The organism is Aestuariimicrobium soli, from assembly GCF_051192575.1.
GTDB classification, from domain to species: Bacteria; Actinomycetota; Actinomycetes; order Propionibacteriales; family Propionibacteriaceae; genus Aestuariimicrobium; species Aestuariimicrobium soli.
Genome location: NZ_JBPJSQ010000003.1, coordinates 35137 through 59266, shown reverse-complemented (window position 1 = coordinate 59266; position 24130 = coordinate 35137). Strand labels below are relative to the sequence as shown.

Genomic DNA, 24130 nt, shown 5'->3' with positions numbered 1-24130 from the left:
GGGCGCACGATGATGGAACGCATGCCGCTGCGGCGGCGAGTGAATGTGTCGACCACGCTGGGCCTCACGGCCGTCTGGATCATGCTGTGGGGCAGCATCAACCTCGGCACCGCGGTGTTCGGGTTGCTGGCCGCGTTGGTCGTGCAGCTCACCTTTCCCCTGCCCGAGGTGGAGGAGCTGGAGCACTTCCGGCCGATCTCATTCCTGATCCTGGCGGCCCACACGGTGCAGGGATTGCTGACCGCCTCGGTGTCGGTGGCGGTGAAGGTGCTGGCGTTCCGGCGGCCCACCCGCAACGCCATGATCCGGGTGCCCCTGCGCACCTCGAGCCAGTTCGTCAGTTCGATCACCGCGGAGTTGACCACGCTGGTGCCCGGCTCGATCGTGATCGACTCCGACGACCACGGCCTGCTGGTGCACGTCTTCGATGCCTCCTCACCGGCGGCCATCGAGAAGGCCAGACTGGGCGTGCAGCTGACTGAGGCGCGGGTGATCCGGGCTTTCGGGTCGAACGAGGAACGACGGGCGTTGGCCGAGGAAGGGCGGGCCCCATGACCGTGCTGTTGTGGATCGCCGGGGTGATGTTCACCGTGGCCGCGGTGCTGACCGTGGTCAGGATCGTCCGTGGCCCCGGGGCCGCGAACCGGGTGGTGGCGACCGACGTGCTGATCGCCACGGTGGTCGGCGGCCTGGTCATCGAGGCCGCCGTGAACCGCCACCCCTACACGATCCCGGTCATTCTGGTGCTGGCCCTCGTGGCCTTCTCGGGCACCGTCTCGATGGCCCGGTTCGTCGCCGGTCGGCAAGAGGTCTTCGACTCCTCACCCGACGCCGAGATCAGCCGGGAACGGGGCATCCGATGATCACACTGAACGCTTGGTCGGGTGCCGCCGACATCGGCGGGGCCGTGCTGATCGTGCTTGGCGCCCTGCTGTGCCTGGTGGCCGCCATCGGGCTGGTGCGCCTGCCCGACGTGCTCAACCGCATGCACGCCGCGTCGAAACCGCAGACGCTGGGATTGGTGCTGCTGTGCATCGGACTGGCCCTGATTCTGCGCACCACCTCGGCCACCCTCATGCTCGCCCTCACCGCAATGCTGCAGCTGGTGACCGCACCCGTCGCCACCCAGGTGATGGGACGAAGTGCCTACCGCACCAAACAACACGAGCAATCGCTGATCATCACCGACGAGACCTGAGTCAGTCGCGGGGGGCCCACGACTGCTCGGGAACGGCCCTCGCAAATGCCTCCAGCACCTGCGCGGCCCCCTCCAACGCCGACACCCGGTGCGACGCCAACCCCGACCTCAACGACGACGCCAACCGCCTGACCTCCGGGTCACCCTTCAACGAGTCCAGCAACGTCGCCTCCACCATCGACCACATCCACCGCTCCTGCTGACCGGCGCGGAACCCCACCAGACCACCCGGCTGCTCCCCCCGCCACTCCCGATGGGCGAGCACCTCGTCCCACACCTCATCAAGGCCCACGCGCTCGACAGCCGAACAGGTCAGCACCGGCACCCTCCGCTTGAGCGAGTCGCCCGAGATGAGCTTCATCGCGATGGCGAGCTCGCGGGCCGTCACCCGCGCCTCGCCCGCGTTGTCACCATCGGCCTTGTTGACCGCGATCACGTCGGCCAACTCGAGGATGCCTCGCTTGATGCCCTGCAGCTGGTCGCCCGACCGGGCCAAAGCCAGCATCAGGAATGTGTCGACCATGTCGGCGACCGCAACCTCCGACTGCCCCACCCCGACGGTCTCGACGATCACCACGTCGTACCCGGCCGCCTCGACCAGCAACATCGCCTCGCGCGTCGCCCTCGCCACACCGCCGAGATGGTTGGCCGTGGGCGAAGGGCGGACGAACGCCGCCTCGTGCATCGTCAGTGCGCCCATGCGCGTGCGGTCGCCCAACACCGATCCGCCGGTGGTCGGCGACGACGGGTCGACGGCCAGCACGGCCACCCGGTGCCCGCGGTCGATCAGCCGCAGGCCCAGGGCGTTGATGAAGGTCGACTTGCCTGCCCCGGGCACCCCCGAGACACCGACCCTGATCGACTGGGCCCTGATCGACTGAAGGGTGTCGGAGCCGCTCTCGTCCGCGGGAGCGGCTCCGACACGTGTGTGGGGGCTGTCGGCCACCCGCGCCAGCAGGTCGCGGGCGGCCTCCCGGTGCGCCGGCAGCGTCGACTCCACCAGGGTGATGGCCCTCGCCAGGTGCGCCCGCGACCCCGCGATCACCCCCGCGGTGAGGCCGTCGACGTCGATCCTGCGCGCCATCGCCGGCTCAGCCCAGCCTGCCGAGCCGCTCCCGCAACTCGGTCAACAGTCGCTCCGCCGACTCGGGGATCACCGTGCCGGGCGGGAAGATGTCGTCGGCCCCGTGGGCACGCAGTTCGGCGAAGTCCTGCTCGGGAATCACCCCACCGACCACGATCATCATGTCCTCGCGACCCAGCTTGTCGAGCTCCGACCGCAGCGCCGGCACCAGGGTCAGGTGTCCGGCCGCCAGCGAGGAGACACCCACGACGTGCACGTCACTCTCGACGGCCTGCCGGGCGACCTCCTCGGGGGTCTGGAACAGCGGGCCCACGTCGACGTCGAAGCCGAGGTCGGCGAAGGCCGTGGCGATCACCTTCTGGCCACGGTCGTGCCCGTCCTGGCCCATCTTGGCCACCAGGATGCGCGGACGACGGCCCTCCTCGGCCTCGAACTCCTCGACCAGCTCGCGGGTGCGCTGCACCGCCGGGGTGTCGGAGGATTCCTTGGAGTACACGCCACTGATCGTACGGATCTGCGCGGTGTAGCGGTCGAAGACCTTCTCCATGGCCGACGAGATCTCGCCCACCGAGGCCTGGGCCCGGGCGGCGTCGATCGACAGCTTCAACAGGTTCCTGTCGGGGTCGCTGGGGTCGGGGTTCGCGGCGGCCCAGGTGATGCGCTCCAGCGCGGCCTGGGTGGCGGCCTCGTCCCGGTTCGCCCGCAGGCGCTCCAGCTTGGCGATCTGGGCGGCCCGCACCGACGCGTTGTCGACCTTCAGCACCTCCAGCGGATCCTCGGAGTCGAGGCGGTACTTGTTGACCCCGATCACGGGCTGGCGCCCGGAGTCGATGCGGGCCTGGGTGCGGGCTGCCGCCTCCTCGATGCGCATCTTGGGGATGCCCGCCTCGATCGCCTTGGCCATGCCACCGGCGGCCTCGACCTCCTCGATGTGCGCCCACGCCTTGCGGGCCAGCTCGAGGGTGAGCTTCTCGACGTACGCCGACCCGGCCCACGGGTCGATCACCTTGGTGGTGTTCGACTCCTGCTGCAGGAACAGCTGGGTGTTGCGGGCGATGCGCGCCGAGAAGTCGGTCGGCAGGGCGATGGCCTCGTCCAACGCGTTGGTGTGCAGCGACTGGGTGTGGCCCTGGGTCGCGGCCATCGCCTCGACGCAGGTGCGCACCACGTTGTTGTAGACGTCCTGGGCGGTCAACGACCAGCCCGAGGTCTGGGAGTGGGTGCGCAGGCTCATCGACTTGGGGTTGGACGGCCCGAACTGCTTCACCAGGCGTGCCCAGAGCATGCGCGCGGCGCGCAGCTTGGCGACCTCCATGAAGAAGTTCATGCCGATGGCCCAGAAGAAGCTCAACCGGGGGGCGAACTGGTCGACGCCCAGCCCCACCGACTCGCCGGCGCGGATGTAGTCGACGCCGTCGGCCAGCGTGTAGGCCATCTCGATGTCGGCCGTCGCCCCGGCCTCCTGCATGTGGTAGCCGGAGATCGAGATCGAGTTCCACTTGGGCATGTTCGCGCTGGTGAACGCGAAGATGTCCGAGATGATCCGCATCGACGGGGCTGGCGGGTAGATGTAGGTGTTGCGGACCATGAACTCCTTCAGAATGTCGTTCTGAATCGTTCCGGCCAACTGGTCGGGGCCCACGCCCTGCTCCTCGGCGGCCACCACGTAGAGGGCCAGCACCGGCAGCACCGCGCCGTTCATGGTCATCGACACCGACATCTGGTCGAGCGGGATGCCGTCGAACAGCTGGCGCATGTCGAGGATCGAGTCGATCGCCACGCCCGCCATGCCGACGTCACCGGCCACGCGCGGGTGGTCGGAGTCGTAGCCGCGGTGGGTGGCCAGGTCGAACGCCACCGACAGGCCCTTCTGGCCGGCCGCCAGGTTGCGGCGGTAGAAGGCGTTGGACTCCTCGGCGGTCGAGAACCCGGCGTACTGCCGGATCGTCCAGGGCTGCGAGGTGTACATGGTGGCGTAGGGGCCGCGCAAGAACGGCGGCAGCCCCGGGTAGGTGTTGAGGTGGTCCATGTCGGCGTACACCTCGCGCCCGTAGAGGGTCGCGACCTCGATCTGCTCGGGGGTCAGCCACGCGTCGTGGCTGCCGGTGGCGGCCAGGAGCTCCTCGAACCGCTTCGCGGCGTCGGACGAGGGCTGTCCCCCGCCCGCGAAGGGCACCTGGTCGAACCGAATCTGGTCGGAGGTGGTCACTGCTCTGCTCCCGTCTGGTCGGGCGTGGCCGGATCGGTGGGATCCAGCACTGAGGTGAGGAAGGCGACGACGTCCATGCCCATGGCCACCGTGCCGTCGAAGACGCTGGCGTCGCCGTCGCCGATCTCCTTGAGGTTGCCCGCCAGGAAGACCCGCTGGGCGCCGGCCTGCTTGAGCTTGGTGGCGGCCTCGACGGCGTGCTCGGCGTAGACCTTCGCGCTGGAGCAGACCACCGCCGTCGTCGCACCGGAGTCGCTGAAGGCGGCGACCACGTCGTCCGTGGTGCCCTCGCCTGTCGGGGTGGCGATGCCGGCGACGTGCAGCAGTGGCTGGGTGAAGCCCTCGCGGGCGCCGAAGTCGCGGCGGCTGCCCAGGCAGGCCAGGAAGACCGTGGGCTTCGAGACTGCCGCGCGGTCGCGCAGCTGCTCGAAGACCTCCGAGTCGCGGACGAGCCCGAGCCCGCCGGAAGGCGGGGCGTCGGGTCGGGGCTGGCGCTCGACGACCGGCTCGACGGCCTGGGGGAACATCGAGACGCCGGTGATCGGCTGGGCGCGGGTGGCCAGGGCCTTCGCGCGCTTCTCGTTGAGCTCGGCCAGCGTGGTGGCCACCAGCCCGGTGTGCACGTCGTCGCCGAGCGCGGCGGCCATGCCACCGGCGGCCTCGACCCGCTGGAACTCGGCCCAGGCGGCCTCGGCCAGCTGCGCGGTGAGGCTCTCGACGTACCAGGACCCGCCGGCGGGGTCGTTGACCCGGCCGATGTTCGACTCCTCGGCGAGCACCACCTGGGTGTTGCGGGCCACGCGCCGCGAGAACGCGGTGGGCAGCCCCAGCACGCTGTCGAAGGGCAGCACGGTGATGGCCTCGGCGCCGCCGACGGCCGCCCCGAAGCACTGGATGGTGCCGCGGAGCATGTTCACGTAGGGGTCGTCGCGGGTCAACTGCCGGCGGGAGGTGACGGCGTGCTGGCGGGCCCCGCGGTGTTCCTCGGAGACCCCGAAGACCTCGCCGACCCGGTTCCACACGGTGCGCAGGGCGCGCAGCCGGGCGATGGTGGCGAACTGGTCGGTGCCGGCGGTCACGCGGAAGGTGATGGCGTCGAAGGCCTGGTCGGCGGTCAACCCCGCGGCCAGCAGCGCCCGCACGTACTCGACGGCGCTGGCGACCGCCCACGCCACCTCGTGCACGTCGCCGGCACCGAGGTTCGAGAACAGGTTGGCGTCGACGATGATGGCGCGGCTCTTGGCGTAGCCGTCGAGGCGGCGCACGTAGTCGGCGAGCCGGGACAGGTCGGCGGGCTCGCCGGTGAGGGCGGTGTGGCCCAACGGGTCGAGGCCCAGGTTGAGCGACAGCTCGGAGTGGTCGTGGTCGGAGCCCTCGAAGACGGCCAGCAGCGCGTCGGCGGCCGCGTACTGGTCGGTGGTCGACGAGACGTCGAGCTTGGCCAGGTCGAGCAGCACGTCGGCCAGCACCGACTTCACGTCGTCGGCGGCGACGGCGTCGGGGTCGACGCGCAGCCAGATCGAGGTGACGCCGTGCTCGAGGTCGTCCACGATGGCCCGACGGGTGACGACGGGGTCGGGGTCGTCGTGCAGGGCCCGGATGTCCCAGGCGTCCATGGCACCGGACCGCACGGTGGTGCCGCGGGTGAAAGGCGCGGCACCGGGGAAGCCCAGGTCGGGATCGTGATCACCGCGGGTGAACAGCGGCTCGATGCGCAGACCGTCGATGGTGTGGGTGACGAGGCGGCCATGGCCGGCCTCCCAGTCGAGCTGTTTGCCCTCGGGGCGACCGCGGTTGAGCACCTTCAGCACCGCGTCGTGCCACTGGTCGGCGGTCGGCGTCTCGAACGCGCCTGCGAAGCCGGTTGCACCCTCGATCGTGGTCATCCCTCACTCCAGTCGTTGACGGTGATTCCACGCTAAGAAGCGGTGTCAGGACCGATTTCGGGGGGGTGGTTCATTGGTGCTCGGCGGGGTGTGCTCGCCAACTCCGTTGTCGTTGGGTCTGAGCCGCCAGCCGAGGGGCACCACGGTCAACGAGCACCGAGTCAGCGGGTCTGGTTCTGCGCGGACGTCCCCGAGACGCACTCGTCGTCCCGCAACCAGAACCGCCAGGGCAGGTCGGCGCCCGCCGCCGGCACCCCGATCCTCGGACCGCTGGCGATGGCCCGGTCGTCGGCCGGGCGAGCCGGCCACTGCCAGCCGAACGGGTGGGCGTCGTCGGCGGGGCCCGGGTGCCATGCCACCCCGTCGTCGGCATGGACGATCGCCAGCGCCACCGTCAGGCGGGCGGGTCCGCGCGCCAGGTCGCGAGGGCTGCGGCAGACGCCGGTGGCGAGGCGCCGGTCCCAGGCGACGTCGTCGCCGGCCACCACCTGACCGGCGCGCAGCAACAGCCCGTGACCGACTCCGGCCGGCCCGCAGACCAGGTTCACGCAGTGGTGCAGGCCCAGGTGACGGTAGACGTAGAGGTGTCCCGCGGGGCCGAACATGGTGCGGTTGCGGGCCGTCTCGCCTCGGTAGGTGTGGGCGGCAGGATCGTCCGAGCCGCGATAGGCCTCGACCTCGGTGATCCGCACGGCAACCAGCCGACCGTCGCGGAAGGTCGAGAGCACCCCGCCGAGCACGTGCCGGGCGGCGGTCACGGGATCGGCCAAGCGCGCATCGACCAGGCGGGCATCGATGGGGGCGGGGTCGGTCACGCGCGTTCCGGCTGAGGGTGGTGGGGGTCGGACTCGACGCTGGGCTGCTCGGCCAGGTGGCGGTCCTTGCGCGGGTCGAGCACGCGCGACAGCGCCAGGATCCCCAGGGCATAGACCGGCACCAGCCACAGCGCGCGCACCAGGGTGAGCTGGTCGGCCAGCCACCCCACCAGCGGGGGTGACAGGAAGAACCCGAGGCGGGCGAGCCATCCGACCACGGTCACGCCCAGCCCGTGCGGCAGACCGCGAATCTCGTCGGCCGCCCGATAGGCCGCCGGGAAGAGGGTGGCGATGCCCCAGCCCGCCAGCGCGAAGCCGACGACGGCGGTCACCGGATGCGGCAGCAGCAGCGCCAGACACATGCCCAGCACGGCCAGCAACGACCCGATGCGGGCGGTCAACCGATCGCCGAACCGGTCGACCATGCCGTCACCGAGGAATCGTCCGGCCATCTGCGCGGCCTGCATGGCGATGAACGGCAGCCCGGCGACGAACGGGCTCACGTCGAAGGTGGCGTTCATGAACAGGGCGCCCCAGGAACTGCCGGCGTCCTCGATCGACCCCGTGAACACGAGCACGAAACCGAGCGCGACGACGGTCAGCATCGCCTGCCGTGCGGCCGTGCCGACTCGTCCCTGAGCGGGAGTGTGGTGCTCCGAGAGCACCTCGCCGGCCGAGACCGGGCTGGGCGACGAGACCTGACGTTCGGACGAATCGTGCCCCGGCAAGTGATGGCGCAGCGCGGCCAGGGCGATCGAGGCGTACAGCACGAACCCGATCGCTCCCTGCCACAGCAGCGGCAGGCCCACCTGCGCACCCACGGCCCCGAACAGTCCACCGGCCACGGCACCCATCGACCACCAGCCGTGGTAGCTGTTCATGATGGACCGCCGGTAGCGGCGCTCGACCCGCATGCCGTGGGCGTTCATCGAGATGTCGGTGACGGCATCGCAGGCGCTGGCGAACAGCAGCGACCCCAGCAGCCACGCCCACGAGCCCGACGCGTAGATCGACAGGTGGAACAGGCTGGCCATCACCTGCAGCGCGACCGAGAGCCGTGCCGTGCCGAAGCGCTTCATCAGCGAGGCGGCGGTCAGTCCGGCCAACAGGCCGCCGATCGGACCCAGCCCGATGGCCAGACCGAACGCGGCATTGCTCAGCTCGAGCTTGTCGACCAGTTCCGGATAGCGCGGCAGCACCATGCACATCGAGGCGCCGTTGACGAAGAACACCGCCGACACCGCCCACCGGGCACGGCGGAGCACCGGGCGGTCTTGGGGGTGCTGCGCGTGAAGCTGTGGGGTGACGACGGACACCACCGGATTCTCTCACGCGTGCGCCGTCACAATGAACGCCCGTTCAGTTCGGTCGCGCCGCCACTGATCGGGGAGGAGCGGCGGAAAGGGACCCAGCGACCCGCGATTGGCGCGATCGGACAGAATGGAGGCGTGGAGAACATCGACCTCGGCTTCCTCGTCATCTCCGTCCTGATCTCGGCGGTGCTGTTCGGCGTGGGCGCCGTGGCCAACCGCTTCTACCGCGACCGCATCTACTCCGGGCTCGTTCCCGGCATGGTGCCGCTGGCGGGAGCACCGTCGTCCGTTGAAAAGGTGAGCGGACGATCACGCGAGTACTCGGGCGAGGTGGCGGTGGCCTTCTCCCCACCCCGCGGGGCGCGGCCGGGCCTGGTGGGCACCATCGTCGACGGCAAGGCCGAGATGCGCGATCTGACGGCCACGATCGTTGACCTGGCCGTGCGCGGGCACGTGCACATCGAGGCCGTCGACACCGATCAGCGCCGCACCGATGACCCCACCAAGAAGGCGCGCGACTGGCGGGTGACCAGGGTGGTGCCGGCGCCGGCGGATCGACTCTCGGACTTCGAGCAGGCGCTGATGCAGAGCCTGTTCACGGCCTCCTGGCAGACCCCCACCCAGCTGAACCGCCTGCTCGGCCTCGCCCAGGCCGCATCAGACAACGACACCCCATCGGTGCTGATGAGCGAGTGGGTGCGCGCCCGCGGCCACGACATCCGGGGGTTGCGCGATTCGCTCTACGCCCAGACCGTCGGCAACGGCTGGTACGAGAAGTCGCCCGACGCGAAGGGCTTCGGCTGCCTCGGCACGATCGGGTTCGTCGCGGCCATCGGCTTCTCGGCGCTGATGGTGCTGGCCAACCCCTCGGTGTGGACGCTGATCAGTGCCGGTCTGGTGGTCGGCTCCTCGCTGTTCCTGCGCGCCCGACTCAAGCCGCGCGTTCCCCGCACCGCGCTCGGCACCGCCGCCCAGATCCAGGCGCTGGGGTTCAAGAAGTACCTGGCCACGGCCGAGGCCAGCCAGTTCAAGGTCGAGGAGGCGGCCGGCATCTTCAGCCGCTACCTGCCCTACGCGATCGTCTTCGGCGTGGCCGACCACTGGTCGAAGGTCTTCGGCGAGGTGCGCGAACTGGGTCTGCAGACCGACGGCTTCGACATTCTCGAGGGGCTGATCTGGTTCGACCTGCTCGGCGGTGACAACCTGCTGTTCGGCGGCATGGCGATGCTCGGCGACGGTGGTTTCGCCGACCTGTTCGACGGCGGCGGGCTCGACCTGCTCGGCGGCGGCATGGCCGACATCGGCGACCTCGCGGGCGGCCTGGGCGACTTCGCCGGCGGCGTCGGCGACTTCGTGTCGAACATCGACTTCGGCGACTTCGACTTCTAGTTCGTCCCAGCCTTCACGACGGACGAGTCTCCACGACGGACGACGCCCGCCGCTCCCGGGCGGCGAAGGCGAGGGCGGCGAAGCCCAACGCCAGCACCATCGGCACCACGAAGGCGGTGCTCAGATCCCACCGGTGCGCGATCACGCCCAGCAGGGCCGGCCCGATCAGGAAGCCGCCGTAGGCCATCGTCGACGCGATCGCGATGGCGTGGTCGCTGTGCCGGCCGCCGATCTCGCTGGCCGCCGAGATGCCTGCCGGGAAGACGACCGCGAGCCCTGCCCCCCACAGCGCGGCGCCGACGAAACTCACCGCCACGTGCGGGGCGACGATCATCAACGCGACGCCCGCCGCCGTGCAGAAGCCCGAGATGCGGATGGCGTTGACTCGTCCGAAGGTGGCGATGACCAGCGAGCCCGCGAGCCGCGACAGGGTGAGGAAGAGCGCGTAGACGGTGTAGGCGCCGGCCCCCACCGAGGCGGTCTGGCCCTTCTCCTCGATGAGCTGCAGCGCGATCCAGTCGGCGGCCGAGCCCTCACCGATGGTCGAGCAGAGCATCATGATGCCGATCAGCACGACCGGGGCGATGATGCCGCGGGCCGAGGTGTGCGGGGTGTCGGCGTGGCGGGCGGCGGTGTGCTCGCGGTAGTCCGACCAGGTCCACACCACCGCCACCGTGAGCACCGCCACCAGCGGCAGCATCACCAGAATGTGGGGTGCGAGGCCGACGCCGAGCCGGGTGACGAGAGTGCCCGTGGCGGCGCCGATCAGCATGCCGCCGCCCCAGGTGCCGTGCAGCGCCGGCATGATCGTGCGACCCGACGCATGCTCGACGGCAGCACCCTGCACGTTGATGGTCACGTCCCAGGCGCCGTAGAAGAAACCCGCCAGCGCGTAGAGACCCGCGAACGCCCACACCCCGACCACCTGCGTGAGCACCGAGAAGATGGTGGCGGCCGCCACCACGCAGATCATCGAGACCTGCCGCGGCGTGAGCCTCTTCAGCACGAACCCGGTGAGCGGCATCGAGACCAGCGACCCCAGGCCGAGGCACAGGAACACCAACCCGAGGGTGCCCAGATCGACGGCGAGATGCTCCTTGAGGGCGGGGATGCGGCTCGTCCAACTGCCGATCAGCACGCCGTTGAGCGCGTAGACGGCGAAGACCGTGACCACGTCGCGACGAATGGAGGCGGGGGTCATGGGGTCAGCCTAGGTGGGAACCGAGGCCCCCAACCCCGGCGTCGACTAGCGTGGACGCCAGCAACTGGCAGCGATCCTGTGGGAAGAGGAGGTGACGACGATGCAGAAGAACATGCAGCGCAGCAAGCAGGTGGTGATCTTCACCGCCCCCTGTCTGGTGATCGGCATCGTGCTGATGGTCGCCCTCGGCCTGCAGCAGCTGAAGGGTGAGCCCGGGCCGAACCCCCCGACCAACTCCACCAGCGGGTCCACCAGCGCCGCCAACCCCACGTCGCCCGCACCGCCCACGTCGGACGACCCGACCTCCCAGAACCCGACCTCCCAGACGCCCACCTCGCCGCCCAGTTCGGACGAACCCACCACCCAGAACTCGGCCGGGCTGGTGGCCCTGCGCGGCAAGAAGTTGCCCACGTCCGTGCTCGACAACGAGTGGGGCCTCCGCTCCGACGACCCCACCCTCGGCGACGACTTCGACGGCTACTACGGACGAAACACGGCCTCTGGAACGGTCTCGATGCGCTTCGAGGCGGGCGACGCCAGCGACTTCCAGCAGGAGACCCAGCGCGTCGACAACCCCACGAAGATCGGGGTGGCGATCTGTGGCACCAACCCGAACAACAACCTCGACTACTGCTTCCTGCAGGGCGCCGACGACACCTACATGTCGTTCTTCTCGTCGAGCACGAACGCCACCGACATCGCCGCCCTGGTGCAGGGCATCGTCACCGGACTCTCCTGAGACCAGCGAACCGCCCGGCCAGGGACGTCAGCGGGCCCGCACCACGCGCTTCTCGTCCCACACCGGCGTCTCGGACTCGAACACCCGCCCGTCCGACCCGAACACCAGGAACCGGTCGAACCCGCGCGCGAACCAGCGGTCGTGGGTGACCGCCAGCACCGTTCCCTCGAACGACGCCAGACCGTGCTCGAGCGCCTCCGCCGACTCGATGTCGAGGTTGTCGGTGGGCTCGTCCAACAGCAGCATGGTGGCGCCACCCAACTCGAGCAGCAGGATCTGCAGCCGCGCCTGTTGACCACCCGACAGGGTCTCGTAGGGCTGCTCGGCCGCCTGCGCCAGCTCGTAGCGATCGAGCTTGCGCGCCGCCTCCTCGCGCACCAGACCGCCGCGGTGATCGTCCCCGCGGTGCAGGATCTCGAGCAGCGTGCGCCCCATCAGTTCCGGTTTGCGGTTGGTCTGCGCGAACCAGCCCGGACGAACCCGCTGCCCCAGCCGGGCGACGCCGGTGTGGGCGACGGGGGCGATCTGCTCGTGGTCGACGGCCGTGTTGGACGAATCCGGCAGCGATCCGCCGCGGGCCAGCAGCCGCAGGAAGTGTGACTTGCCCGAGCCGTTCGACCCCAGCACCCCGACGCGGTCGCCGTACCAGATCTCGGTCGAGAACGGCTTCATCAGCCCGGTCAGCTCGAGGTCTTCGCAGACGACGGCCCGCTTCGCGGTGCGGCCGCCGGCCAGCCGCATCGAGACGTTCTGCTTGATCGGCACCGCCGTGGGCGGGCCGGCCTCCTCGAACTTGGCCAGCCGGGTGACGGCCGCGGCGTACCGCGACGCGTTGGCGTCGTTGCTGGCGGCACGAATCTTCATGGTCAGCACCAGCTGCTTGAGCTTGGCGTGCTCCTCGTCCCAGCGGCGACGCAGTTCCTCGAGGCGGGCGAACCGTTCGGCCCGGGCCTCGTGAAAACTGCCGAACGAGTGGCCGTGCACCCACAGGGTGTTGCCTGCCGCTCCCAGTTCAAGGGCGGCCACCTTGGTCGAGGCGTTGGCGAGCAATTCACGATCGTGACTGACCAGCAGCACCGTCTTCTGGGTGGCCCGCAGTTGCTCCTCGAGCCACTGCTTGCCGGGCACATCGAGGTAGTTGTCGGGCTCGTCGAGCAGCAGCACCTCGTCGTTGCCGCGCAGCAGCACCTCGAGCGCCAACCGCTTCTGCTCGCCGCCCGACAGCGTCGAGACCTCGCGCCAGCGGGCCCGGTCGTAGCCGACCCCGAGCGCGGCGGTGCAGCAGGCGTCGAAGATCACCTCGGCGTCGTAGCCGCCGGCATCGGCGTACTCGGCCAGCGCCGTCGCGTAGGCCAGCTGCACGGGTTCGGAGTCGTCGTCCATCAGCTGCAGTTCGAGCCGGTCGACCTGCTCGGAGGCGGCGCGCACCCGGGCCGGCGACAGCGAGAGCAGCAGATCGCGGACGGTGGTCTCGTCCCTGATCTGGCCGATGAACTGGCGCATGACACCCACCGACCCCGATCGCGAGATCACCCCGTCGTCGGGGTCGAGATCGCCCTGCACGATGCGCAGCAGGGTGGTCTTGCCGGCTCCGTTGGGGCCGACGAGCGCGACGATGGCACCCTCGCCCACGCGGAACGAGATGTCGCTCAGCAACACCCGTCCGTCGGGGAGGGAGAAGTCGATGCCCGCCAGGTCGATGTAGCCCACCGGGGCACTGTACTGAGCGGCCGCCCGGCTGGTCATCGGAATTCCCGCGAGGTGGGTGTGGCTAGGGTGGTCGGGTGAGCAATGACGCGCAGGACGAGCCGGGCACCGGTGGGCGTCCCGGCCGTGGGGGCTGGGGCCGCCTGGCCGCCGTCGGGGGCATCGTGGTGGCCCTGCTCGTGCTGGTGACGCTCGCGTCGACCTCGGGGCTGGGGCGACTCGGCGAACTGTTGCCCGCGGAACCCCGCACCCCGCCCCCCTACACCCCGCCGCCGCCGGCCACCATGCCCACCCCGATCGGTACACCCTCGTTCCCGAGCAACCGCAGCCCGATGTCGGCACCCACCTGGGTGCGCGACGTGGTGCCCTTCCTGATCGCACTGGTCGTGCTGGTCGTGATCGGCATCTTGGTGCGCCTGGTCACCTCCCGCCTGCGCGGCACCCGCCTGCACAAGGCGACCGCCGCGCGATCCGAGGTGATCATCCCCCCCGAGCCGGACGAGGAGGAGGTGCTCGCCTCGTTCGACGACAGCCTCGAGCGGCTGCGGCTGGGGGGCGATGTCGACCACGCGATCCTGGAATGTTGGCGGCGCCTGGAGGGCATCGCCGAGCAGGCGGGCCTGCCCCGTCGCCCGGAGCAGACGGCCACCGAGTTCGTGGTCGACCTGATGGCGAGCACGGCGGCACCGCGCGAGGCGCTGCACGAGTTGGCCGGGCTCTACCGTGCGGCCATGTTCTCGACCCATTCCCGCGGTGAGGACGAGCGCGAGCGCGCCATCGCGTGCCTCGAGCGGCTGCGCGACGCGCTGAACGCGGCGCCGGCGTCGTCCGCCCCGATCTCGGAGTAGCCCCGCCCACGCGGCTGGCGGGCCGGCCGTGTGTATCGTGACAAGGGTGGGCACCGCCGCCCGCCCCACCAGCCCCACCACACCAACCACCCGCACCACCGACTGGAGTCCGATGAGCCGCACCAGCCCACGACTGGCGTGGCTGCGGGGGCGGGTGCCCTCGACGGGCGCACACACCGGAACATCCGACCCCGCGGCGGAGGTCTTCTCCCTCGCCAAGCACGTGGGCGCCGCCCTGCTGGTGACGGCCGTGATGGTGGTCGCGGGCCCCGCGGTGGGTGCGCGCCTCAACCCCATTCCCTGCGCCGTCATCGCGATCACCGTCGGCGTGCTCGTCTGGGTGATGCGCCGCGGCGACGATCCGGCCTGGACCCCCATCTGGGTGCACCACCAGGCCGACGTGGTCGCCCCCCGCAGCCAGGCAGACCTCACCACCAAGCGGCTCGCCGATCTGATGTCGTCGGCTCAACCCGGACGAGACTTCACGAGCCACCAGCTCTCGGCGACGATGGCGGCCGTGGCCGAGCACCGCCTCGTCCGCTCGCACGGGGCCGACCCCGACGACCCGGAACCCACCGCCCGGGCCGTGCTCAGCCCCGCCCTGTTCGCCCAGCTCTACCCGGCGCCCGGCGTCACTCCCCGCGCCCTGAACCGCGCCACCCTGCACCGCCACCTCAAGGAGATCAGCGACCTGTGAGCACCACCACCAGCACCGGCAGCACCACCAGCACCAGCACCCAGGCCGTCACCGCGATGCCGCTCGCCCAGGCCACCGAGGCCGCGCACCGCGTGCTCGACCAGGTCGAACGTGCCGTAGTCGGCAAGCGGGCCCAGCTCACCCAGGTGCTGGCGGGGGTGCTCGCAGGCGGGCACGTGCTGCTGGAAGACCTGCCCGGTCTCGGCAAGACCCTGGCCGCGCGCTCGCTGGCCCAGGCCCTCGGACTGCACTTCACCCGCGCGCAGTTCACGCCCGACCTGCTGCCCTCCGACCTGACCGGCAGCTACCTGTTCAACCAGAACACGGCGCAGTTCGACTTCCGCGAGGGCCCCATCTTCACCGGCCTGTTGCTCGCGGACGAGATCAACCGCACCCCCCCGAAGACCCAGTCGGCGCTGCTCGAGGCCATGCAGGAACACCAGGTCACCGTCGAGGGCCACACCTTCGCGCTGCCCCGGCCGTTCCACGTGCTGGCCACCGCCAACCCGATCGAACACGAGGGCACCTATCCCCTGCCCGAGGCCCAACTCGACCGCTTCCTGCTGCGACTCAGCTTCGGCCACCCCACCGTCGACGAGGAGTGGGAGGTGCTCAGTCGTCGCATCGCCCGCAAGACCGAAGACCAGTCGGTCGACGCCGTGCTCGACGCCGAGGGACTGCTGGCCGTGCAGGCGGCCGTCGAAGAGGTGCACGTCGCCGAGTCGGTCGGCCGCTACGCCGTCGCGCTGGCCGCCGCCACCCGCCGGCACGAGTCGAGCCTGGTCGGTGCCTCGCCCCGCGGGTCGCTCGCCTTGGTCACCGTGGCCCGCGCCCAGGCGCTGCTCGACGGCCGCGACTACGTGATTCCCGAAGACGTGAAGGCCCTCGCCGGCCCCGCCCTCGGTCACCGCGTGAGCGTGCGTCCCGAGCTGTGGCTGAACAATGTGACCCCCGAGGGAATCGTCGCGAACGTGGTCAACGAGGTGCCGGTGCCCGACGCCTCCGACCTGCGCCGCTGACGGACGAGTCCCATGCCGCCCTCCCGCAGGTCATCGTCGGCCCGAGCCGTGTTCGAGCCGACCAACGCCTTCACCCGCGCCGCCGGCATCTCGCTGGTGGTGCTGCTGGTGGCGGCTCTGCTGCGTCGCCCCGATCTGGTGATCCTGGTGGTTCCCCTGCTGGTGCACGCGGCCTGGGGGTGGTGGCGTCGTCCGGGCGCAGACGTTCCCGCGCCGACCGCTGCCACCACTCCCGAACGGGTGTCGATGGCCGAGGGCGAGGGCGTCGACCTGGGCATCGCCGTCACCCCGCACACCCGCGGTCACCTGATCGGCGTGCAGTGGCCGGGCATGGTCGACTCCGCCTGGGACCCCACCTACGGCGCCGTGCTCGACTCCCCCGCCCCCGACGACGAGGGCTCCGGTCTGGTGACGGTCGGGCTCGAACCGCTGCGCTGGGGCCGCCACACCACCGAGCGCCCGGGGGTTCAGGTGACGGACGAGTCGGGATCCTGGCGCGCGGCCCTGCCGACCGAGCCGGCCCACGTGCTCGTCCGCCCCGCCGCCGCCACCCTGGAGGGGGCCAGCGGGGTGGCTCGTCCGATCGGACTGACGGGGGCACACACCTCGTCCGTGCGCGGCGACGGCACCCAACTGGCCGACATTCGCGAGTACCGGCCCGGCGACCGGCTGCGCCGGATCAACTGGCGGGTCACGTCGCGCACCCAGCGGCTGCACGTCACCAGCACCTTCACCGAACGCGACACCGACGTGCTCGTCGTGGTCGACACGCTGCGTGACCTCACCGACCCGCGCGGCCAGTCGTCGAGCCTCGACGCCACCGTGCGCGCCGTCGCCGCGATCGCGCAGCACTACGTCGGTTTCGGCGACCGGGTCGCCCTGCACGACCTCGGACGACGGGTCGGCCACGTGCGCAGCGGCACCGGCCCCCGGCAGATCCGGATCATGATCGACGTGCTCTCGCGGGCCCTGCGCGACGTGCCCGACCACGTGGCGTTGCGTTCGGTGATGCGGGTGCGTTCGGGCACGATCGTGTTCTTCTGCAGCCCGCTGTTGGACGACCGCATCGTCGACCAGCTCGTGCGGGTGCGGCAGCTGGGCGGCGAGGTGATCGTGGTCGACACCCTGCCCGCCGGCCTGGGCGACCCGGCCGGCCTGGGCGCGCTGCGCGGTCTGCGCGATGCCCGCAACTTCCTGGGCGAGGCCTGGGTGTTGAGGCGCATGCAGCGCGAGGTGGTGGTCGAGGGCATCGAACGACTCGGCATCCCGGTGGTGCCCTGGCGCGGAACGGCCAGCCTGGGCAGCGTGCTGCTCGCCATGGAGCATGCGCGTTCGGCACCGCGACTCGCGGGCGGACGAGGCGCCGCCCAAGCGGGAGCCGGACGAGGGGCGGGCGGTCGATGAACGATCTCGCCGATGTCATCGCCCGCTGGCTGCAGGTGGCCGCCCGTACCTCGCCGTTCCAATGGCTGCTCCGGCTCGTGCTGCTCGTCGCTGGCACCGGCGTCTGCCTGCTGACCCAGAACTGGCTCGACGTCTTCATCTCGCCGCTGCTGTTCGCCTTGGCCGCGGTGGCGCTCGTGGCTTCGGCCATCAAACCCGACACCGGCCTGCCCGCCGTCTTCGTCGTGATCGTGCTGTTGTGGTGGCTGATCGGCGGCTGGCACGCTCCGTGGTGGCAGGCCGCCGCCGTCGCGATCGGGCTGGCGCTGGTGCACCAGGCGTCGGCCTGGGCGGCCACCGGACCCTCGCACCAGACCGTTCGCCGCGCGGCACTCGCCCCCCTCGGACGAGCCGCCGCGCTCTATCTGGTGGCCTGTCTCGCGGCCATCGGGGTGGTCGCCGGGGTCAGCCAGGTGTCACCCACGTGGGTGGCGCGGGGGTGGGTGTGGATCGTGCTGGCCGTGGCCGCCGTCGCGGTGGTGGCCGGACGAGTGTTGCCGCGCCGCCGATGAGCCGGCGCCGATGAGCCGCCGCCGATGAGCCGACGCCCCGGCGGGAGCCGTCACCGGCAGGGACGCGTCGGATCGTCCGCTCTGGTGGAACCGCCACCGCCTAGGCTGAGTGCAAAGGAGAGGCCCATGAACGATCCTCAGTCGCGCGACTGGAACACCCCCTCGTGGTTGAACGACCCCGCTCAGGACGAGTCGAGCGCCGCCCTCGGCCGCCCCTCGGAGCAGGCCCCCGACTACACGGGCAGCCAGCAGCGCTTCGGGGCGCCTCAGCAACCCCAGGGGCAGGCTTCGGCGGCGCCCCCGCCGGGGGTGGCTCAGCCGGGGTACGGGCAGCAGGGCTACGACCAGCAGGGGTACGGGCAGCAAGGCTATGGTCAGCAGCCCTACGGTCAGCAGCCCCCCACCCAGCAGCCCTACGGACAACAGGGCTACGAACAAGCGGGCTACGGGCAGCAGCCGTACGGTCAGCAGCCCCCCGCCCCACAGGGGTACGGCCAGCAGGGATACGGCCAACAGCCTCCGGGTCAACAGCCCTACGGACAGCAGGCGTACGGTCAACAGGCCTACGGGCAGCCCTACCAGTTCTCCGGCACCACCACCCGGCGTCGCGGGCCCGCCCCGCTGCTGATCGGCGGGGTCGTCGGTCTGGTGGTGATCATCGCGGTCGTCGCCGGCATGGTCTCGTTCCTCGGTCGCGACAACAACAAGACCACCGCCGAGGGCGGACCGCCGAAGGCCGCGGTCGGCAAGCCGATCCCCAAGAGCGCCGCCGGCTACACGTTCGCGGGCACCCAGGACACCTTCGGCTCCAGCGGCAGCTACACCTACCGCGACGGCTCGTCCGGCTACGTGTTGGTGAACCTGACCCGCGACAACGGCGCCTACAAGCGCAACGTCAACCGCCTCAACGACCGGGTCACGGTGGGCGTCGCCGAGTGCGGCAAGCTCAGCACCAGCCTGAACTACTGCCTGGTCAAGAACTCCGACGACACCTACTTCCGGTACTTCACCTCCCGCGTCGAGGTCAACGAGATCGCCAAGGTCGCCAACGCCGTCTACGACCAGCTGCCCGCATGACGGCTCCCTCGTCCGACCCGACCCCAGCCCGCCCGGGCGGCCCCTCGCGCGTGCGCTGGGTCGTCCTGGTGGGCTGCGTCGCGCTGCTCGCCGCCGGACTGGTCGTGGGCACCAATCTGATGGTCGGACGAGGCGAGGCCCCGCTCGCGCAGCCACCCCTCACCGCCCCACCACCGCTGACCGGAACCCCCACCCCGATCAAGGAACCGGAGTACGACACCTCGGCCACCCCGGTGTCGTTCCCCGCGAAGCAGGCCGACCAGCAGCCGCGCCCCTCGGAACTGGTCGGCGGTTGGACGGTACTGCCGGAGGAACCTGAACTGTTCTCGGAGAAGGCGCCCGTCGTCTATTCCGACGGCTCGCTGGGCACGCTGATGGTGCAGTGGGCGCCGGCGCCCGCCGGCAAGGCGCTGTTCGCGTCCGAGATGAAGTGGACCCTGAACTACGGCACCGTCATCTGCGGGCGGGCCCTGATCTCAGACACGCTGACCTGCGCCTTCCCGACCTCCGACGGCGGAGCCATCACCGTCGAGGGGCGAGGCGTCCCCATCGAGCCGCTCGCGGCCGCCGTCCAGGACCTGCAGAAGCAGCTGCCCTGAACCCCTCCGGTACCCACGCCCGGCGCCGTCCGGGTTCACAGACCGGCCAGCGTGCCCAACCCCAGAGCGTGGTGCACGACCTCGATCGGGTGCACCGTGTTCACACCCGACCCCTTGCGAATCTGCCAGCGGCAGGTCTCGGTGTCACACGTGGCCAGCTCGGTGTTGGTCGCCTTCACCATCTCGAACACCGGACGACCCACCTCCTGGGCGATCGCATACTTCTCGGCCTTCAACCCGTAGGTGCCGGCGATGCCGCAGCAGGGCTGACCCGACTCCGCGACCGTGACGCCCGGAATCAACTGCATCAGTGACTTGGCAGGCATGCCCATGCCCTGCGACTTCACCTGGCAGGGCTGGTGGTACGGCAGCGTCACCGTCGTCTCGCGGAACTGGGCCGGGTCGAGCTCGCCGGCGTCGTACAACTCCAGCAGGAACTCCGAGATGTCACGGATGCGAGTGCCGACCGTGGCCAGCCGCGGGTCATCGATGCCCAGAATCGTGTGGGCCTCGTGCTTGAGCATGCCCGTGCACGACCCGGAGGCCGACACGATGGTCAACTCCCCGGCCGCCAGCAGGTCGTCGCACAGCGCCATCACCGACCGCCTGGCCCCGTCGAAGAGTCCGTTGGACTGCTGCGCCAGACCGCAGCACCCCTGCTTGGGCACCAGCACCTCGTAGCCCAGGTGCTCGAGCACCTCGATGGCCGCCTTCGACGTCTGCACCTCGAAGTAGCCGCCGGCGCAGCCGTGGAAGAAGACCACCGTGCCGCGGGTGACCGGGGTCGTCGGCGCCTTGCGCTTGCGCAGCCACTGGGCCAGCGTCTGCCGTTGGGCCGGCGGCATGGGGGCATCCTTGGCCACCTTGAACGTCGCCTGGATCACCCCACGGACGAGCCCATTCCCCAGCGCCGCATTGGCCAGCGGTGCGACGGGGTTCATCATCGCCCCCATCAGCGTGGTCTGCGCGATCAGCCGGTCGCGCAGCGGCATGTGCTCCTCCTTCATCACCGCGCGCGCCTGGGTGTTCAACTCGGCGATCTTCACCCCCTGCGGGCACGCCTGGGTGCAGATGCCGCAGCTCGAGCAGTAGTCGATGGAGTGGTCGACCGACTCGCCGTCGCGGAACCGCTCGGCCTGCGGGCCCACGAACTTGGGCCCGGGGAACAGCGGGGTGACCCGCGCCACCGGGCACTGGGTCTCGCAGATGGTGCACTTGACGCAGTGGTCAAGGCTGGCCCGGTTCAGCTGGTCATGTTCGTGAGCCATCAGTGCTGCCTTTCATCGCGGGGGACGACCCCCTGCACCCCCGCAGGGGCGCCTTCATCCTGGGCCAAGATCGCGTCGACCGCTCGCCTGGCCGAACCCAGGGCGATCCCCTCACCCGACTTCTCCTCCCAGCGGGTCGCGCCCGCCAGGATCGACCCCGCCGCATGCAGGTTCTGCCAGACGACTCGTCCGTCGTGGTCGACAGGGCGCATCGACTCATCGGTGCGCAGCCCGACCGCGAACAACTGCTGCGGCGGGCCCCAGTAGTCGCCGTGCACCAACTTCTCGATCGGCTCCACGGGGCCGACTCCGCCGGCAGCGTGCACCGGCAGCCCCAGCGCGGTCTCGCGCACTTCGTTGTACGAGTCGAGCTCGAGCGATCCCGATTCGAAGCCACCCGGAGCGAAGACGACGTGGTCGCAGGCCAGATCGCGGCTGCCGCCAGCGACCCCGACGGTCACGTGGGTGACGCGGCCGTCGTCCGTTCTCACCCCGACGACGGACGACCCCAGCAGCCAGCGACCGTGACCGGCCTTGAAGGTGCGCATCAGGGCCTGGTTCAGGCGCATGCCGGGCACCGACGGCGGCTGCATGCAGATCTCGAAGACGCGCCGCCCCAGCTTGTTCTCCAGGGTGGCCACGACCTCGCGGTGGCGCTCGAGACCGAGGATGGCCGGCAGGCCCACCACCGCCTCGGCGGGCACCTGCTGGTCACGCACGTGGGTGGCCAGCCGGTCGGCGAACCGCGACAGCACGGTCGGGTCGTCCACAGCCCGCGCGTACACCACCGGCGATGAATCGATCTCGCCGGCCCGGGCCAGGAAGTCCATCGAACTCCACGAGGTGGTGACCGCGCCCTCGCCGACGCCCAGGTCGGCCAGCCGGGTGCGCGGCAGGTTGGTGGCGATCAACTGCGCATGGAAGTCCTTCAGCTGTCGCAGCCCGACCAGGTGCAGGTGCTTGCCCGGCTCGGCGGCCCCGGCGGCCATCGAGGCCGGCGCCAGAGCCGTCGGCCGCCACGCCCCGACCGCGGTCGGCAGGTACGTCGGACGGTGCCCGTCCCCCACCCAGTCGCCGCCGGCCAGCCCGAGGAACTCGGAGATGCCGCGCTCGACGGCGTCGGCACCGATCACGCGGTAAGGGTGGGACTCGGGCAGCTCGTCGACGGCGGCCAACGGATCGGCCACGCGCTCACTGGTGCCGTCGTCCGCGAGTCGATAACCCAGCACGTCGAGCGTGCCCTGGCTGAGCTGCATGCCCCCCAGGCCCTGGGTGACGACGGTCACCTGGTGCCCGGCTCGGTCGAGGGTGCAGGCGGCGTACAGGCCGGCGAACCCCGACCCGACCACGACGATGCGCGCCATCACACGACCTCCTGTTCGTCGGCCGGCAGGTGCTCGAGGTCGAACATGCCGTGGAAGATCCAGTTGTCGAGGCTGGTCTGACGCACCTGGTCGCCATACATGATCGGCCACAGACCGATCCAGCGGTTGGCGAGGAATCGGCGCATCAGCGCGGTCGCCCGCGAGATGTCGACCATCTTCTCCTCCACCGCGATGCCGGTGGCCCGCATCGAGCAGAACCCGCCCTGACAAGGCCCCATGCCCAGTCGCAGCTGCCGGCGCAGGTCGTCGAAGTTGGCGGTCGGCTGCTCGGCCATCAGCTGGGTGATCATGCCGCGAGTCATCAACTCGCACTCGCAGACGATCTGGTCGTCGAGGTCGGCGCGGTCGTCATCGCAGGTGGCGGGCAGTTCGGCATGGGAATGCGCGTGGTTCGACCGTTCGTGCTCGCGTTCCTCGAGCCGGTGGGTCACCAGGTAGGTCTTGGTGTCGCTGTCGTCGAGCGCCGTGGTCGCGGTCGTGCACGGGCGGTCATCACCCAACTGCTCGCACATCGCGTCGACCATGCGCTCGGCCATCAGCCGGTAGGTGGTCAGCTTGCCGCCAATGATCGAGATCATGCCCTGCAGGCCATCGCGTTCGTCGTGGCGCAGAATGCTCATGCCGCGGGTCATGTGCCGGGTGTCACTCGCGTGGGCCTTGGGGTCGTTGAACAGCGGACGAGCCCCCGCCCACGCGTGCACCGCCCTGGCCTGGCGGAACCCCGGCACGAGCACCTCGCCGGCGTCGAGCATCTGCTGCACCTCGTCGCGGGGGATCTCGAGGCGGTCGGGGTCGTCGGCACGCACATCGGTGGTGCCGATGATGCTGACGGTGTGCACGGGCACGAGAATGTCGCCGTCGGCGGGGTAGATGCAGCGGTTGACCACGGTGTTCACCAGCCGGTGGTTCATCGCGATCATGATGCCGCGACCGGGCACCACCTCGACGTCCTCACAGCCGGCCAGGTGGGCGATCTTGCCGGCCCACGGCCCGCCGGTGTTCAGCACGAAACCGCACTCGATGGTGACCTCGTCGCCGGTCTTCTCGTCGAGCGCCCTCACGGCGGTGACCTTGCCGTCGGCGGTGAGAATGTCGACCACGCGGTGGTAGGTGAGCACGCGGGCACCGTGGCGCACGGCGTCGCGGGCGGCCCCCCACACCATCTGCCAACCGTCGACCGAGGCATCGGTCACCTCGAAGACACGCTGCATGCGCGGGTTCAGGCGCGGCTCGCGGCGCAGCGCCTCGGCGATGGAGATCTCGGCGGCGGGCACCCGGGTGGCCTGCGCCGCGGGGAGGAACTGCTCGGCGTAGGACGGGTCGTCGTCCGGGCCGACGACGAACAACCCACCGGTCGCCTCGACGCAGTGGGGTTGGATGCGGGTGATGATCGCGTTCTCCTCGGCGCACTCGGTGGCCGAGTGGGGGTCGGACACGACGTAACGTCCGCCGGAGTGGAGCAGCCCGTGGTAGCGGCCGGTGGTGCCCTGGCCGAGGTCGGCCTTGTCCAGCAGGATGGCCGAATAGCCGCGCAGAGCGGCATCGCGGACGACGCCCGCCCCGGTGGCCCCGCCGCCGATCACGACGACATCAGCGCTGAGCTTCTTCACTGAACCCTCCTGCGACCGCCCGAGAACTGGAGCCCGACCAGAAGTCGAACTCGTGTGCTCGACCCTAGTTCGTCGGGCGCCGCCGCGGAGGTGGATCGCGGTCGCCGGGGGCGGAAGTGCACCCACCCACT

Annotated in this window: 22 protein-coding genes; 12 read left to right on the top strand and 10 right to left on the bottom strand. The window is 70.6% G+C overall.

Translation table 11 applies throughout. The annotated features are described in order from the left end of the window. Window positions 1–9 precede the first annotated feature (9 nt). The 3 genes from ACSDQ9_RS03990 to mnhG are packed head-to-tail and all read left to right on the top strand — an operon-like array spanning window position 10 to window position 1198. Entirely contained in the window at window positions 10–555 is a 546-nt protein-coding gene (locus tag ACSDQ9_RS03990; RefSeq protein WP_435143922.1) for a Na+/H+ antiporter subunit E, read from the top strand. After that, window positions 552–863, top strand: coding sequence for a monovalent cation/H+ antiporter complex subunit F (locus tag ACSDQ9_RS03985; protein WP_435143920.1), 312 nt, complete (start codon window positions 552–554; stop codon window positions 861–863). Before ACSDQ9_RS03990 ends, ACSDQ9_RS03985 begins: the two co-directional genes overlap by 4 nt. Then, entirely contained in the window at window positions 860–1198 is a 339-nt protein-coding gene (gene mnhG / locus ACSDQ9_RS03980) for a monovalent cation/H(+) antiporter subunit G (protein ID WP_435143917.1), read from the top strand. The genes ACSDQ9_RS03985 and mnhG overlap by 4 nt, the downstream gene beginning before the upstream one ends. Before the next feature lies 1 nt (window position 1199). On the opposite strand, the gene meaB is transcribed toward mnhG, so the two are convergent. The 5 genes from meaB to ACSDQ9_RS03955 form a co-directional block, all read right to left on the bottom strand. After that, window positions 1200–2282, bottom strand: coding sequence for a methylmalonyl Co-A mutase-associated GTPase MeaB (meaB, locus tag ACSDQ9_RS03975; protein WP_435143915.1), 1083 nt, complete (start codon window positions 2280–2282; stop codon window positions 1200–1202). Window positions 2283–2289: 7 nt separating this feature from the next. Beyond that, window positions 2290–4491 (bottom strand): methylmalonyl-CoA mutase, encoded by a 2202-nt coding sequence (gene scpA / locus ACSDQ9_RS03970; protein ID WP_435143912.1) that lies wholly within the window; start codon window positions 4489–4491, stop codon window positions 2290–2292. Continuing rightward, on the bottom strand, window positions 4488–6377 hold the full coding sequence (gene mutA / locus ACSDQ9_RS03965; protein WP_435143909.1) for a methylmalonyl-CoA mutase small subunit: 1890 nt from the start codon (window positions 6375–6377) through the stop codon (window positions 4488–4490). The genes scpA and mutA overlap by 4 nt, the downstream gene beginning before the upstream one ends. 161 nt (window positions 6378–6538) lie before the next feature. Beyond that, a complete protein-coding gene (locus ACSDQ9_RS03960) occupies window positions 6539–7192 on the bottom strand; it encodes a DNA-3-methyladenine glycosylase (RefSeq protein ID WP_435143908.1) in 654 nt (217 codons plus the stop codon). Then, window positions 7189–8508: an MFS transporter gene (locus ACSDQ9_RS03955; RefSeq protein WP_435143905.1), complete on the bottom strand. Its 1320-nt coding sequence runs from the start codon at window positions 8506–8508 to the stop codon at window positions 7189–7191. The genes ACSDQ9_RS03960 and ACSDQ9_RS03955 overlap by 4 nt, the downstream gene beginning before the upstream one ends. Window positions 8509–8640: 132 nt before the next feature. Here ACSDQ9_RS03955 and ACSDQ9_RS03950 point away from each other — a divergent pair, with 132 nt between their 5' ends. Continuing rightward, window positions 8641–9894 (top strand): DUF2207 domain-containing protein, encoded by a 1254-nt coding sequence (locus tag ACSDQ9_RS03950; RefSeq protein ID WP_435143902.1) that lies wholly within the window; start codon window positions 8641–8643, stop codon window positions 9892–9894. 13 nt (window positions 9895–9907) lie between these two features. Here the strand turns inward: ACSDQ9_RS03950 and ACSDQ9_RS03945 are convergent, their stop codons facing one another. After that, entirely contained in the window at window positions 9908–11095 is a 1188-nt protein-coding gene (locus tag ACSDQ9_RS03945; RefSeq protein WP_435143899.1) for an MFS transporter, read from the bottom strand. A 100-nt stretch (window positions 11096–11195) separates the two neighbouring features. Between ACSDQ9_RS03945 and ACSDQ9_RS03940 the strand changes: the two genes are divergently transcribed. Continuing rightward, window positions 11196–11834, top strand: coding sequence for a hypothetical protein (locus ACSDQ9_RS03940; RefSeq protein ID WP_435143897.1), 639 nt, complete (start codon window positions 11196–11198; stop codon window positions 11832–11834). Between the two features lie 27 nt (window positions 11835–11861). Here ACSDQ9_RS03940 and ACSDQ9_RS03935 read toward each other — a convergent pair whose 3' ends face one another. Next, complete coding sequence (locus tag ACSDQ9_RS03935) at window positions 11862–13544, bottom strand: ABC-F family ATP-binding cassette domain-containing protein (RefSeq protein WP_435143894.1); 1683 nt, start codon at window positions 13542–13544, stop codon at window positions 11862–11864. A 74-nt stretch (window positions 13545–13618) separates the two neighbouring features. Here ACSDQ9_RS03935 and ACSDQ9_RS03930 point away from each other — a divergent pair, with 74 nt between their 5' ends. The 7 genes from ACSDQ9_RS03930 to ACSDQ9_RS03900 all read left to right on the top strand — a co-directional run bounded on the left by ACSDQ9_RS03930 (window position 13619) and on the right by ACSDQ9_RS03900 (window position 19736). Next, window positions 13619–14389 (top strand): DUF4129 domain-containing protein, encoded by a 771-nt coding sequence (locus ACSDQ9_RS03930; RefSeq protein WP_435143891.1) that lies wholly within the window; start codon window positions 13619–13621, stop codon window positions 14387–14389. A gap of 46 nt (window positions 14390–14435) precedes the next feature. Then, complete coding sequence (locus ACSDQ9_RS03925) at window positions 14436–15086, top strand: hypothetical protein (RefSeq protein WP_435143888.1); 651 nt, start codon at window positions 14436–14438, stop codon at window positions 15084–15086. After that, window positions 15083–16105 carry an AAA family ATPase gene (locus ACSDQ9_RS03920; RefSeq protein WP_435143885.1) on the top strand — a complete coding sequence of 341 codons (1023 nt, stop codon included), beginning with the start codon at window positions 15083–15085 and terminating at the stop codon, window positions 16103–16105. The genes ACSDQ9_RS03925 and ACSDQ9_RS03920 overlap by 4 nt, the downstream gene beginning before the upstream one ends. A 12-nt stretch (window positions 16106–16117) precedes the next feature. Beyond that, entirely contained in the window at window positions 16118–17509 is a 1392-nt protein-coding gene (locus ACSDQ9_RS03915; RefSeq protein ID WP_435143882.1) for a DUF58 domain-containing protein, read from the top strand. Next, a complete protein-coding gene (locus ACSDQ9_RS03910) occupies window positions 17506–18060 on the top strand; it encodes a hypothetical protein (protein WP_435143879.1) in 555 nt (184 codons plus the stop codon). Before ACSDQ9_RS03915 ends, ACSDQ9_RS03910 begins: the two co-directional genes overlap by 4 nt. A 126-nt stretch (window positions 18061–18186) precedes the next feature. Continuing rightward, entirely contained in the window at window positions 18187–19137 is a 951-nt protein-coding gene (locus ACSDQ9_RS03905; protein WP_435143877.1) for a hypothetical protein, read from the top strand. Beyond that, window positions 19134–19736: a hypothetical protein gene (locus tag ACSDQ9_RS03900; protein ID WP_435143874.1), complete on the top strand. Its 603-nt coding sequence runs from the start codon at window positions 19134–19136 to the stop codon at window positions 19734–19736. Before ACSDQ9_RS03905 ends, ACSDQ9_RS03900 begins: the two co-directional genes overlap by 4 nt. 35 nt (window positions 19737–19771) lie before the next feature. Here ACSDQ9_RS03900 and ACSDQ9_RS03895 read toward each other — a convergent pair whose 3' ends face one another. Genes ACSDQ9_RS03895 through glpA form a run of 3 tightly spaced genes read right to left on the bottom strand, consistent with a single transcriptional unit; the run spans window position 19772 to window position 23999 of the window. Continuing rightward, window positions 19772–21004 (bottom strand): anaerobic glycerol-3-phosphate dehydrogenase subunit C, encoded by a 1233-nt coding sequence (locus tag ACSDQ9_RS03895; RefSeq protein WP_435143872.1) that lies wholly within the window; start codon window positions 21002–21004, stop codon window positions 19772–19774. Then, window positions 21004–22368 carry a glycerol-3-phosphate dehydrogenase subunit GlpB gene (glpB, locus tag ACSDQ9_RS03890; protein WP_435143870.1) on the bottom strand — a complete coding sequence of 455 codons (1365 nt, stop codon included), beginning with the start codon at window positions 22366–22368 and terminating at the stop codon, window positions 21004–21006. Before glpB ends, ACSDQ9_RS03895 begins: the two co-directional genes overlap by 1 nt. Next, window positions 22368–23999, bottom strand: a complete 1632-nt coding sequence (gene glpA / locus ACSDQ9_RS03885; RefSeq protein WP_435143867.1) for an anaerobic glycerol-3-phosphate dehydrogenase subunit GlpA — start codon at window positions 23997–23999, stop codon at window positions 22368–22370. The genes glpB and glpA overlap by 1 nt, the downstream gene beginning before the upstream one ends. Window positions 24000–24130 lie beyond the last annotated feature (131 nt).